General features: G+C 70.2%; 12 protein-coding genes and 2 pseudogenes. 11 read left to right on the top strand and 3 right to left on the bottom strand.

What is annotated here, in order from left to right; genetic code table 11:
* The first annotated feature begins 171 nt into the window (after positions 1–171).
* The 8 genes and pseudogenes from ABZW30_RS38965 (at position 172) to ABZW30_RS39000 (ending at position 6,777) form a co-directional block, all read left to right on the top strand.
* On the top strand, positions 172–1,299 hold the full coding sequence (locus tag ABZW30_RS38965; protein WP_355676024.1) for a catalase family protein: 1,128 nt from the start codon (positions 172–174) through the stop codon (positions 1,297–1,299).
* A 45-nt stretch (positions 1,300–1,344) separates the two neighbouring features.
* Positions 1,345–1,488 carry a hypothetical protein gene (locus ABZW30_RS38970; protein WP_355676025.1) on the top strand — a complete coding sequence of 48 codons (144 nt, stop codon included), beginning with the start codon at positions 1,345–1,347 and terminating at the stop codon, positions 1,486–1,488.
* Positions 1,489–2,023: 535 nt separating this feature from the next.
* On the top strand, positions 2,024–2,512 hold the full coding sequence (locus tag ABZW30_RS38975) for a hypothetical protein (RefSeq protein WP_355676026.1): 489 nt from the start codon (positions 2,024–2,026) through the stop codon (positions 2,510–2,512).
* A gap of 179 nt (positions 2,513–2,691) precedes the next feature.
* Positions 2,692–3,207 (top strand): hypothetical protein, encoded by a 516-nt coding sequence (locus tag ABZW30_RS38980; protein WP_355676027.1) that lies wholly within the window; start codon positions 2,692–2,694, stop codon positions 3,205–3,207.
* Between the two features lie 4 nt (positions 3,208–3,211).
* Positions 3,212–4,231: a peptidase gene (locus tag ABZW30_RS38985; RefSeq protein ID WP_355676028.1), complete on the top strand. Its 1,020-nt coding sequence runs from the start codon at positions 3,212–3,214 to the stop codon at positions 4,229–4,231.
* A gap of 344 nt (positions 4,232–4,575) precedes the next feature.
* On the top strand, positions 4,576–5,664 hold the full coding sequence (locus ABZW30_RS38990) for an Ig-like domain-containing protein (RefSeq protein ID WP_355676029.1): 1,089 nt from the start codon (positions 4,576–4,578) through the stop codon (positions 5,662–5,664).
* Positions 5,665–6,036: 372 nt separating this feature from the next.
* A pseudogene (locus ABZW30_RS38995) lies at positions 6,037–6,359 on the top strand (integrase); the annotation flags it as partial.
* A 202-nt stretch (positions 6,360–6,561) separates the two neighbouring features.
* Positions 6,562–6,777, top strand: coding sequence for a hypothetical protein (locus tag ABZW30_RS39000; RefSeq protein ID WP_355676030.1), 216 nt, complete (start codon positions 6,562–6,564; stop codon positions 6,775–6,777).
* 93 nt (positions 6,778–6,870) lie between these two features.
* Here the strand turns inward: ABZW30_RS39000 and ABZW30_RS39005 are convergent.
* Both ABZW30_RS39005 and ABZW30_RS39010 read right to left on the bottom strand, forming a co-directional pair.
* Positions 6,871–7,239, bottom strand: a pseudogene (locus tag ABZW30_RS39005) (transposase); the annotation flags it as partial.
* Between the two features lie 366 nt (positions 7,240–7,605).
* On the bottom strand, positions 7,606–8,088 hold the full coding sequence (locus tag ABZW30_RS39010; RefSeq protein WP_355676031.1) for a hypothetical protein: 483 nt from the start codon (positions 8,086–8,088) through the stop codon (positions 7,606–7,608).
* A gap of 69 nt (positions 8,089–8,157) precedes the next feature.
* Between ABZW30_RS39010 and ABZW30_RS39015 the strand changes: the two genes are divergently transcribed.
* Positions 8,158–8,856, top strand: coding sequence for an HAD-IA family hydrolase (locus tag ABZW30_RS39015; protein WP_355676032.1), 699 nt, complete (start codon positions 8,158–8,160; stop codon positions 8,854–8,856).
* A 701-nt stretch (positions 8,857–9,557) separates the two neighbouring features.
* Here ABZW30_RS39015 and ABZW30_RS39020 read toward each other — a convergent pair.
* Entirely contained in the window at positions 9,558–10,214 is a 657-nt protein-coding gene (locus ABZW30_RS39020) for a DUF4232 domain-containing protein (protein WP_355676033.1), read from the bottom strand.
* Positions 10,215–10,575: 361 nt separating this feature from the next.
* Between ABZW30_RS39020 and ABZW30_RS39025 the strand changes: the two genes are divergently transcribed.
* On the top strand, positions 10,576–10,794 hold the full coding sequence (locus ABZW30_RS39025; RefSeq protein WP_355676034.1) for a hypothetical protein: 219 nt from the start codon (positions 10,576–10,578) through the stop codon (positions 10,792–10,794).
* Between the two features lie 496 nt (positions 10,795–11,290).
* Complete coding sequence (locus ABZW30_RS39030) at positions 11,291–11,449, top strand: hypothetical protein (protein WP_355676035.1); 159 nt, start codon at positions 11,291–11,293, stop codon at positions 11,447–11,449.
* Positions 11,450–12,035: the final 586 nt, after the last annotated feature.

Raw genomic sequence — 12,035 nt, forward strand, 5'->3', positions numbered from 1 at the left:
GCTGCGGCCATGCGTCGCTGAATCGTGTTGCCCAGTGAGGGACCTCAAGCGTCACCGAGGCGCCCCTCGTGATCTGGTGGCTGCCGGACTCACCTGGCCCAGCGCCGTGCCGCCGGGCATCGTGTCGTCCCTTGGCAAGCCCGCTCACGGGCGGGAAGGAGCGGTCGAGTCATGCCGTCGCGGTTCGTCCCCTACACAACGGACGTGGAGATCGCGGAGCCTGGTTTCGCGGAGCATGTGCAGACCGTGATCGCGAGGATGGAGCGGTACATCACCGAGTCGGTGTCGGCGGAGGGCACCGGTCAGGCGGTCCGCGACGCGCACGCCAAGGGCTACGGGCTGGTCAGGGGGGAAGTGGAGATCCTCGACGGTCTTCCCGCCGAGTACGCGCAGGGTATCTACGCTCGCCCGGGCAGGCACGACGCTCTGGTGCGGTTCTCCAATGGCTCGCCCCACGCCGGGGCCGACGCCCGCTTGGGGCGCGCGACCGGGCTGGCGTTGAAGATGTTCGACATCGACGGTCCCACGCTATTGGAGGACGAGCCGGACAGTCGGACGTTCGACTACAACACGATCAACGCACCGGTGTTCTTCTGCAACACCGTGGAGCACTACCTGTTCATCCAGGAGTTGTTCCTCTCGGCCGGCGAGTACTTCGCCCAGGGCAAGAGCGGCCGGCACCGTTTCTACCGTGACTACGTGACCGGCAAGGGCACCCTCAGCGAGGACGAGTGGGCGTGGGAGGAGTTCTTGACCTTCCTCATCGTCTCGCAGCGGCCCTTGGTCAACGTCCTGCTGTCCACCTACACCACGATGGGCGCGGTGCGGCGCGGCGACTACATCGCCAAGGTGCGCCTGACACCGGATCCCGGCTGCGCGGCCGCCGTGGTCCGGCGGGAGATGGACCTGGCCTCGGCCGCGGAGGTCTTCCGGCCCGCGCTGGTGGCCGAGCTGAGCGAGCGGCCCTACACCTTCGACCTCCAGGTCCAGCTCTGTGCCGACCTGGAGCGGATGCCGGTGGAGGACCTGACGGTCGAATGGCCCGAGCAACTGTCCGCATACGTCACGGTGGCCAGGCTGCGCCTGCCCCAGCAGGACATCTCCGGGGAGGAGAACCTGAAGCGGATGGACGCGCTGTCCTTCACCCCTTGGCGCGTACCAGAAGCTCACCGGCCGCTGGGCAGCATCATGCGGGCCCGCAAGGAGGTCTACCGCCGCTCCTCCACCCTGCGCCACCGGCTCAACCAGCAGGAACGCCGCGAGCCACGCGCCGCGGACGACGTCCCCCCGTACCGCTGAGCCTCACCGCGCGTCCGGGCACGCATCCAGGAAGGCACCATCGCGATGGCAGATCCGACAGCGAATGCCGAGGCCCAGATGCTGGAGCTGGAGGACATCCAGGGAACCTTGCTGCGCCAGCGCCCCTCCCGGTACACCGGCGCCTACTTCCTGAGCGCGCTTCGGCGCTTGCCGCCGCGCTGGCATTAACGCCCCTTGGCGCTGTACCGGCCATGGCCGCCGGGCAGAGCAGCCGTGCCGCGGCTCGGCGCTGCCGGCCTCCTACCGGCCAGGCCCCGCGGAACACCCCCCTGCTTCCCGGGACCCGGCCGCGCTTCGCTCCGTTCCCGGACGCTCGCACGGAACGGTGCCACCGCCGACGTCCAGCTCATGGATCGTCACCCCCGACAGCAGACCGGCCCAGCTGCGCCCTGCCCGCCAGGTACCTGCGGACCCCGACGTAGTGGCGCTGCCGGTCCAGCGGCCAGGTGGGGTTCCAGTCCGGGTCGATCTCCTTCAGCGCGGCCACCCGGTCCGCGAGCGAGCCGGGCCGGCCCGAGTAGGCGTACGCCCGCAGCGCGTGTGCTTGATGTGCGAGCGGCCCTCACCCGTTCGGGCGATGGGCCCTGCTGTGGGTGATTTCTACCTTGTCAGAGGCACATTCCATCGCCTTCGTTCGGGAGGAACCATGCCAACCCCGCGTACCGGTCTCACTGCCACCGCGGCCGTGCTGCTCGTGGGCGCCATGACCGTGGTAGCCGCGCAGGGCAACGTGAGTGCGGCCCCGGCCGCACCGAGTGCGGACAGGGGGATCGCGAAGCTGCACACGATCGTCGACCTGCCGCCCGGCACGTGGACCGATACCCCGTTGGAGGTCACGCTTCCCCGGGCCGGCACGTACGAGCTCGACGCGGACGTCCGCGGACGCCTCCAGGGCACGGCGCCGCTCAACGTGTTCATGAGCGCGCGGCTGTGGAACGTCACCTCCGGCGCCGAGGTGCCGGAGAGCGAGCGGCTCGTGTACCAGATCATCGACGAGAAACCGCACCCGGGCACCGCCGTTGACGGCGGTAACGCGACTGCGCCGATCAGCGAGCTGATCAGGGTCAGCGGGCCGACGACGATCCGGCTGCAGGCGCAGGAGATCAACGCCGTCGGGGCGGCCGCTATCGCACAGGTTTACTCCGACGGCGTTGGCTTCACCGCGCTCCGCTACGACCGGGTCGGCCCCTGATACCGGAGCTTCTCGATCAAGCACCACAGTCTCGGCGGTATCAGGGCCCTGCGGCGCCATGCACGCGGATCCCGTCGGCTTGTGTGAACAGGCCGCTCCCGACCGTCCGAGTCGCGTCAACCAGCATGTCCGCCGTCAGCCAGGATGTCCGCTGGCGGGTGGCTACCTCGGGAGTTACCGTGCGCACACGAATCCTGTCTGTCGCGGCCGCAGCCGCTACTCTCATCATGGTCCAGCCGAGCCTCGCCATCGCGGCGGACGACCCCAGCACCACGGTCACGTTCACCGTCACGTCCGGCGCATTGTCGCTGTCGGTACCGGTCAGTGCCACCCTCGGCTCGGGAGCGCCCGGCACCACGATCAGCGCGCCGATCGGTCCCTGTACCGTCACCGACGACCGTGCCCTCGCCTCGGCCTCCTGGACGGTAACCGCGGCGGAGACGGACTTCGTGAACGGCGCGTCGACGATTCCCGCCACCAACGCTACCTACTCGGTCGGGACGGTGACGACGACCGGTACCATTACCGTCACTACAACGAACGTGACGCTGAGCAATGCCGCGCAGACGGTACTCACCGGGAGCGCCGGTGTCGGAGACAACACCGCGTCCTGGGACCCGACAGTCGCCGTCAGCGTGCCGGCCGGCGCCGTCGCCGGAACCTACACCGGAACGCTGACCCAATCCGTTGCCTGACGGAATGAAGGGTGCGCGCCGGTACTGGGTTCTCCTGCTGATGCTGGCCTTCGTACAGGCCGCCGGGGTGATGCCGGCGGCGGGGCACGGGGCGCCCTCCCCCCAGGACCCGGCTGCGGGCAGGACCATCGGTATCAAGCTGCTCGACGCTCCGGAGAACCGCCGTGCCGATCCCAGAGCGCACGCCTACATCGTCGACCACGTCGCACCCGGCTCGACCATCGAGCGGCGGGTGGAAATCACCAACAAGTCGTCCACACCGATGCACGTCAACGTCTACGCCGCGGCAGCCACCATCGCGAAGGGTGAGTTCACCCTCGCGCCGGAGCGCACCCCCAACGAGCTGACCGGCTGGACATCACTCGATACGGCGGACCTTGAGCTGGCGGCCTCCGAAACGGCGCGGGTACGCACCACCATCCAGGTGCCCAGGGACGCCGCCGCCGGGGAGCGATACGGCGTCATCTGGGCGCAGACAAGCACCCCCACGGACCGCTCGCACAATCTGACGATGCTGGGCCGGGTGGGCGTCCGCATGTACATCGACGTCGGTCCCGGTGGTGAGCCACCCTCGGACTTCAAGATCGAGCGGATCTATCCGACCCGAGCCCGCGACGGGCGGGGAGAGGTTCGCGCCCGGATCCACAACACGGGGGGCCGTGCCCTGGACATCAGCGGGGCACTCTCCCTCTTCGACGGGCCGGGCGGACTGCACGCCGGACCGTTCTCGGCCGCCAAGGGCACCACACTGGCTCCGGGCGACCTCGCGGAGGCGGCCGTCCCGCTGGACGCACCGCTGCCGAACGGCCCGTGGGCCGTGGAGCTCACGCTCAAGAGCGGCCTGGTCGAGCACACCACCCGCGCCACCATCACCTTCCCAACGACTCCCGGTAGCGTCGGATCGGTCGCCGCGTCGGTCGCCCAGCAAGGGCACTTGCCCACCCCCGCGGTCGCCGGGCTCTCGGTCCTCGCCCTCACCGCTCTATGCCTTCTGCTCTCCAAGTTCCTCCGGCGCCGCCGATGACCACTCCAACCAGGCCCCGCCCCCGCAGCCGGCTGACCTGCTCCGTGAGCGACGCATGACGGTCCTCATCAAGCGCGTCACCGCTCCTTCTGCGCCGGCGCCATCCTCGCCGGAGCTCCGGCCTCGGCACGCCACTCGCCCACCGCTGTGTTCGTCGACTCCGTGTGCTCGCCGCGATCACCGTCGTGTTGTATTCGCGAGCCCACTCACGGAAGCGTAAAGAAATGTCCATGTCACGGTGAGTGCCTACGGCTCGTCATCGACGGTTGGAAGCGGAGATGCCGGTGTTCAAACATGAGAGAGGGCGGGCCGGAGCAAGTCGCGGCACGGGAGGTACGGGCGGCATGTTTCGATTGTGGCTGAGGGTACGGGCCCGCAGGACGGGGGCGGTCACGCTAACCGGGCTGGCCGTCCTGGCAATTGTCCTGGCCACAGCCTGGACCGCCACGGTTCAGCGTACCTACGTCGCCCGGGTCAACGACGGGACGGTGCCGATGATCGACGCCTTCACCGCCGGCCTCACCAAACCCGGTGGCACCGCCACCACTGACTCCGGCAGGACCGCTAGCACCAGCAGTACCGGCAGTACCGGCCTCACATTCACGGTCACCCCCGCCGTGATGACCACGTTGACGGCCTCCCCGACCCCGTCGCTCTTCGGGCACCCGGTCACGCTCACCGACACCGTCTGCCCCAACTCCACCGCGATCCCGACCGGCACCGTCACCTTCACCGACGGCGGCGCCACCCTGGGCACCGCCCCACTGTCCCCCGGCGGAGGCGACCACTGCGCCCAGGCCCAGCTGACCTGGTCGAACCTGCTGCCCGGCACCCACACCCTGACCGCCCAGTACAGCGGCGACGCCACCTACGCGGCCCCCGCCGCGGAAAGCGCCACCCAGACGGTCAACTGCACGCGCACCGTCACCGGCTCCGTGTCCAGCGTCATCGCCACCGGCGAGAGCACCTGCATCCTCGACTCCACCGTCCACGGCAGCGTCACAGCCGGCGCGGGCACCGCCCTGTTCATCGGCAACTCCACCGTCCAGGGCAGCGTCACCTCCTTCGGCTCCACCCTGGTCGGGGTGTGCGGCACCACCGTCACCGGCTCCCTCACCGCCAGTGGAGCCAGCAGGTTCGTCGTCATCGGCGATCCCGGCGACGACCACTGCGCCGTCAACCAGATCCAGTCGTCGGTCCAGCTGAGCAACAACACCGGCGGTCTGGAGACCGTCGGCAACCACATCGGCGGAACCCTGCTGGTCACCGGCAACACCGGCACCGGGCCCTTCCCCGAGGACAACCGCCCCGAGATCGAAGGCAACACCATCGGAGGTTCCCTGGCCTGCTCGGGCAACACCCCGCCCCCCACCAACGACGGCCACCCCAACACCGTCACCGCCGCCCGCACCGGCCAGTGCAGCACCCTGTAACCCACCCGGCCGGGCATCCCGCCCCCGGGTAAACCCGTCGTGCCCGCGCCCGCTGCCGCACTCCACGCAGCGGACGCGGGCTCCTCACGTCGCCCGGCGCCGCTCCAACTGCTTCGCAGACGGCGAGGGCCGGAGTCACAGAAGAAGGGCCATGCACGCCTGAAGGGTGTCAGAACTCCGATCAGGCCGCTGATCTGGGGGTTTCCCGTGGAGGCTGAGGATGCGGGATCGATGCGATGTGGTTCTCGTTGAGCAGTGTGGGTGCCGATAAATCATCCGGCCTGGTCGCAGCCTTGTCACCTGGCCGCGGGTCGCGTCTGTCGGCCTCGTGGTTGTCTTCCCCGCGGGGCGGCACGGACGCCCACCGACAGGCTGCGGCGCCTTGTGTCGCCGGTCCGCCCGGACACGGTCCTGTGGTGGCACCGCGACCCGCTCGAGCGGCGCCATGCCGCACCTGCACACCGAAGCGTCGCGGGCGCCCGCCCACCGTCCGGTCGATCCACGCCCCGGTCCTGCGCCTGGCCCGCGAGAACAGCTCGTGGGGCTACCGGCGCATCCACGGTGAACTCGCAGCCCTCGGCATCAAGGTCGCCGCCTCCACCGTCCGGGAGATCCTCCCCTCGCACGGCGTCCCGCCCGCGCCCGAGCGGCAGAGCACGACCCGGGCCGCTTTCCTGCGCAGCCGGGCCGAGGCCGCCAGCCCACCACGCCGGTGGCAGGTCACCCCTGTACCGCTTGACAAAACGCCCTGTAGATGGCCTGTCCGGCGGGTCGCGTCACCGACCCCGCACCCGACAGAACTGTCACCCGAATGGCGCAACATGACGTGCCACCCACATGGATGAAGATCAGGCTGATTAGTGCCCCAACCGAGGCAATCCGTGAAAGGGGAACCACATGCGCATTCGACGAATGCTCGCCGCCGTCACTGCCACGGCAGCCCTGGCCGGACTCGGCCTCACAGGCGCCGCCACCGCCACGGCCGCCACCGCACAGGGTGCCCCGTCCTACGTCACCCCTTCTCAGTGCGAGAAGGGCGGCGGAACGCCCCGGATCGACTTGCCGGGCAACCCCTGCGTGGGCGGTACGTACAACGGGCAGCCGGTCGACTGAACCCCACAAGGCGCCCCGCGGCCACGCGCCGCGGGGCGCTCCCGAGCGAGCGTAGCCGGGAGAGTCGCAGGGGCTGTGCCGACCCGTCGGGCACGCTCGGGTGGACTCCCGAAGCTCCTCGGCCAACGCGATCAGCTCCTTGGTGCCGTCTGGACGGACCCCGAGCAGCACCAGGACGCACGAGCGCACCTGGCCCAGCCGGACCGTCGGGTGGACCCCGTCGGCCCACACGTGGACAAAGTCGCGGTCCGACAGGTCCCGGCCTTGGAAGACGGCGTGACCATCCTGCCACTGCCTGGTCAGCCGGGTCACGGTCACCGGCGACAGGCCGGCCGCGCTGCCGAGGAACTGCTCCGGTGCGGGCACGAAGTCGCCGGACGACAGGCCGTGCAGGTGGAGCAGCGGGAGTACCTCGCTGACCTTCGGCGACTTGCGGCACCACGGCGGAAGGATCTTGGAGGAGCAGGACCGGCAGGGCCACGGCGGGGGGCTGCGCTGCTGCGCTGGGGCTGACCGCGTGTGCGGCGCCGGCGGGCGGCCACGACGGTCCCGTGGCGGGCCAGGGAAGCAGCGCGCCGGCGTCGATGGCGGCACCGGCGACGAGCCAGCAGACACCGTCCGGACCTGCACGTGATCGACATCGTCGGGCTGGGCTGAGGGTGGTCCCGGCGCAAGACCCGGGCAAAGCCGCCCGCAACCGCAGCGGCGGGCCGACCAGCCGTAAGGAGCGGGAGGAGCGTCCGCGCAAATCCCCTCAACGGGCCGGGGTGGTGCCGACGTACCCATCGGCACCACCCGAATCAGCCAGGTCCGCCAGCGTGACGGCCGTCAGCCGGCCACCGCGTCGTACAAGCCGCGGCCCGTCCGCTGCGCCCGTCCGGTCTTGGCGAGGCGTTCGAGCATCGTGCGCACCGCGTCGAGCGCTCCGTTCTGGTCGTCGAGTCCGAGCAGGACGGTCACCTCCCTGGCCCGCAGCGGGCCCTTGCCCTGTCCGAGGACGGCCAGCACACTCTGTGCGTCGGTCAGTCGCCGACGGCGGCCGCCGTGCGCGCGGGTGTCGTCCGGCTGCCCGCACCCCCCGGGGCTTTCGCGGGCGCCGGCTTTCCTCGGGCGGCCGCCGTGTCCGCTCTCGTTCCGGTGGGCCTGCGGTGATCGTCCCCCGATCCCGCGCGGGCTGCGCCGCGCCGTCGGCCGGGCGGCTGCGCCGATGGCGAGGGCCTGGTCGATCGCCTCGCGCAGCAGCGCCAGGTCGGCGGTGATGTCGTTGATGACGACCAGCGGCGCGGTGAGCGCCGTGCGCTCGTTCTCCAACCTCTACCTGTGGTTGGTCCATGGCTGATGACGGCCCCACCGGCAGCTCGACCGCTTTACGATCACGACATGATCCAAGGAGTGATGTTCGACTTCTCCGGCACACTGCTGCGCATCGAGTCGACCGCAGAGTGGCTCGGTGCGGTTCTGACGGCGGCCGGCAGCCGTCCGGCCGACGACGAGTTCACCGACTTGGTACGGCGGCTGACGGAGTACGGAGCGCTTCCAGGGGGACCGGCACCGAGGCACGTGCCCACGCACCTCGAAACACTCTGGCGCGAACGAGACCTGAGTGTCGACCAGCACCGAGCTGCCTACACCGCATTGGCCCGGGAAGCCGGGCTACCAGTACCGGAGTTGGCGCAGGCGCTGTACGACCGCCACATGACGCCCGCCGCATGGCAGCCCTACCCAGACGCCGAATCGACGCTGCGTGAACTGTGTGGACGGGGGTTCCCGGTGGCGGTGGTGAGCAACATCGGGTGGGACCTTCGGCCGATCTTCCGCGCGTACGGACTGGACGAGCTGGTCCACACCTACGTGCTCTCCTTCGAGCTGGGCGTACAGAAGCCCGACCCAGCGATCTTCAGAGTCGCCTGCGACCAGCTCGGCCTGTCACCCGCCGATGTGCTGATGGTCGGCGACGACCGCATCGCGGACGGCGGCGCGCAGGTCCTGGGCTGCCCGGTGCACTTCGTTGACCACCTGCCGGTCGATCAGCGCCCGGGCGGACTGGCACCGGTCCTTGCCCTGCTCGGGTCCTCCTAGCCGACGGCACGCGAACTCGACGATCAAGAGCTGCGGGATCTCACATTCTCCGACAGCGGAGCGGCCTCGGGGCGATCATGTTCGCTGTCGAGACGCTGGTGATCAAACCAAGGCCGTGAAGGTGGGTCTTATCCCCAACCCGCCGGTTCGCTCAGCAGTGGTCTTCGATGTAGAGCATGCGGCGTCCCGGTTCGGCGCGGAACTCATGGGCCAAGTAGCGGCCGGTTGACCACACACCGCCGGGGCCCCTGTACTCGTCTTTGAGCTGGTTCCAGAGCATGGGGCGCTCGGCTCGGGTAGCAGGTCGGGGGCTGATGCCGCCCACATCCCCCCACACGACTGGCGTTGCTGCATCTTTGACTAGCCGACGAACGATGCGGAGGTCCAGGCGCTTGCGATGGAGAACCCAGCAGGTCCCGCCGCTTCCGGTGGCGCCAGGCCCGCTGCGGCATACCGGGCCGCAGAACGTCTGCCGAGCCGTTGCGCCCGTCGGTGTTCGTTCTCAGCGGCCCGGTGCTGCGCCCCGGTGGGTGTGTGCGGGGCTGTTCTGTCGTCCGCAGGTCTGTGTCGGAGGCTGTCGGGCATGACGACCAGGACTTGTCCGGTGGTGTGCCGGGACCAGCCGATCTGATCGCCCGCCGCCCGGGCTGCTGCCCGGTCGATGGCCACGGCACTGTCCGGGCCCGGGCGGGCGCCTGCGGTCACTGGCCCTGGCCGGCGCTTCCCATCGGGCCGATCTTCACCGGGGATCCGCCGGCGTCCGTGACGGGCAGCGAGCCGGTGCCCGGCCAGGGCAGGGTGACCGACTGGGTCTCGTCCGGCGGGGTCACCACCAGGCCGGTGATCCGGACGCCGGAGCCGCCCGAGGTGTTGGCCGGGTAACTGATGCCGAAGTAGGTCGACTTGCCGTTCGTCACGACGCCTGTGACGACCGGTTCGCCGGAGCGCTTCGCGGACAGCGTGCCCGCGGAGGTCTTCAGGTCGACGCCCGCGTATCCGGAGAGTGTGCAGTCCTTGCCGCTGTGGTTCTTCAGCTCGACCACGACGGTGTTGTCGGCGTCGCCGGTGATGGTGCGGTCCGCGGCGGTGATGGTCAGGTCTGCGGTTCGGCACTTGGCGGTCTTCCCGGCCGCGGTGGAGCCGGCCGGTGCGGCGGTGGGCGGCGTGCTGTTCTTCCCCGGTCCGCTCGAAGCCGGAGCGCTGGAGGCCGGACCGCCGCCGGGGGAGGCGCCGGTGGTCGCGGCCGGGGCGGTGGTCGGGGCGCCTTGTGCGGTGCCCGTCTCGTCGTCCTGGCAGGCGGTGAGTGAGAGGGCGGCGGTGACGGCCAGGGCGGCGAAGACGAGCTTGTGGACGCGCACGGTGTTTTCCTCCGGGTGGGCGGCGGTGCCTGGTGTTCGGTGCGAGCGGGTTTCCGAAGACCAGGACCGCTCTCCCGGACGAACCGTTGCGCCTGGGCCGCACCCAGGACAGTGCTGTGACATGTACGGCCGGAAACCACCCGCGCCGTCGCCCGCCGTGCCGTGCCGCACCCCGCCGCCGACCTGCCCGGACGCCGGTTCACACCGCCGCCGCGCACCGTCGACGCCGTCGCCGACCGCTGGGACAAACCCGTGACGGGGACGACCTTGACCACAGGCGCGACGACACCGCGACCACGACAGCACAACGCGCCCAGGCCCAGCGCGGGCCGAGCAGGCACGGCTGGTCGCCCGCCACCAGGTGCGCGCAGACGACGGCTGGCGCGAGTACGACGACTTGGTGCCCATCGTCGCGGCCACCCTGGAACTCCTCGCCGAGCACGGGCCGCTCGGGCCGGTGTGGTGGCGCTACGGCCGCGCCGGGCGGCACTGCCCGACCGAGGCGCTGGAGAACCCGGACAGCCGCGCCGCGTACGACCGGCGCCAGGCCGACCGGGAGCACGAGCAGCACAAGTCTTGACACCGTGCAGGCCAGGGCCTGCGCGATGTGGCCCGGGTGTCCGAGCTGGACGCGCTCGGCATGATCTGGTCCAAGCGCGCGAACGCCTGGGAGCGCGGTCACTCCTACGCCCGCGCCTGGGGCGCCCACCACGGCCATCTGGCCATCCCTGCCGCCGCGAAGCTCGACGGCTACGCGGTGGGGCGCGTGGATGCGCTGCCGGCGCAAGGCCGACAACCTCACCCCCGACCAGACAGCGAAGCTCGACGCCCTGGACGACGGACCGAACGTCATCCCCATGCCCTCTGTGGCGGTCAGACGCTGCCGAGTGCTCGCCGGACTTCTCGACGAGTACCACGCCGCCCCCGCCCGATCACCCGTCGATCCGATGGAAAGGTCCAACTCAGCGGCTTGTTCGGAGTTTTGACACCCTTCAGGCGCCGCAGCCGGTGCCGGCGCTGGGCTGACCCGGGCGGGGCTCGTCGGCCCATTCCCGGGTGTCGGGTACGGTTCGCGGATGAAGTTCATCGGGCGGTTCCTGGGGCGGGTCCTGATCCACGGGTTGTTCCGGTTCCTGTTCACCACGGTGGCCGGTTGGACGGTGCTCGGTGTACTGGTGACGGCGATCGTGGCGCTGATGGCGGTCCGCTCGGTGCGGGACGAGCGGGCCGGGTGACCGTTTATCTGACCAACCGGACCGAGGAACACCGCCTCGAACCCAGCCCGAAGGTCCACGTCCACTCGCTCCGGCCGATGGCCGCCCGATTGTGGGCGAGGTGGATGGGCTGCCTCCGGCGTGGTGCACGGTGCGGTGACGGGCTGGCTAACCAACCCTCACGTCATCGCGCATCGCGCTGACCTCGGCGGCCAGGGCGTCGAGGTCCACCTCCTCGGGACGGATCGACGACGTTCCTTCCGTGGCTCTCACTACTGTGGAGACGTCTGCCCATGCGCACGAAGGCACCGCAGTGTCCCAGTCCACGCCGGGGTACCTGACCAGTGCCACCCGGCACTGCAGCGGCTCCCGGGCGCCGGGCGGAGTGGCTGCTGCAACCGCTCACCACCGCTGACGCCATCGCAAGTGCGATCCACCCCAGGCGCTTCACTTCGAACCCCCACCACTCTGCCGGCACCGCCATCATGTACTGCTGTGATCAACGGTAGAGGCCAGGGCTCGGTCATGGTCCTTGACCAAGGCCGGTGAGGTCGTTCGGGTTTCGGTGGCAGGCCGGGCAACGCCACAGGGCGGTGATCAGCGCGAT

Origin of the sequence: Kitasatospora sp. NPDC004669 (assembly GCF_040609455.1) — a bacterium.
Taxonomy (GTDB): Bacteria; Actinomycetota; Actinomycetes; order Streptomycetales; family Streptomycetaceae; genus Kitasatospora.

Bases quoted from the DNA above. Each gene is read 5' to 3' on its own strand.
- ABZW30_RS39030 (WP_355676035.1), top strand. From the start codon at position 11,291: ATGAAGTTCATCGGGCGGTTCCTGGGGCGGGTCCTGATCCACGGGTTG.
- ABZW30_RS39015 (WP_355676032.1), top strand. From the start codon at position 8,158: ATGATCCAAGGAGTGATGTTCGACTTCTCCGGCACACTGCTGCGCATC.
- ABZW30_RS38985 (WP_355676028.1), top strand. From the start codon at position 3,212: ATGAAGGGTGCGCGCCGGTACTGGGTTCTCCTGCTGATGCTGGCCTTC.
- ABZW30_RS38970 (WP_355676025.1), top strand. From the start codon at position 1,345: ATGGCAGATCCGACAGCGAATGCCGAGGCCCAGATGCTGGAGCTGGAG.
- ABZW30_RS38990 (WP_355676029.1), top strand. From the start codon at position 4,576: ATGTTTCGATTGTGGCTGAGGGTACGGGCCCGCAGGACGGGGGCGGTC.
- ABZW30_RS38975 (WP_355676026.1), top strand. From the start codon at position 2,024: ATGACCGTGGTAGCCGCGCAGGGCAACGTGAGTGCGGCCCCGGCCGCA.
- ABZW30_RS39000 (WP_355676030.1), top strand. From the start codon at position 6,562: ATGCGCATTCGACGAATGCTCGCCGCCGTCACTGCCACGGCAGCCCTG.
- ABZW30_RS38965 (WP_355676024.1), top strand. From the start codon at position 172: ATGCCGTCGCGGTTCGTCCCCTACACAACGGACGTGGAGATCGCGGAG.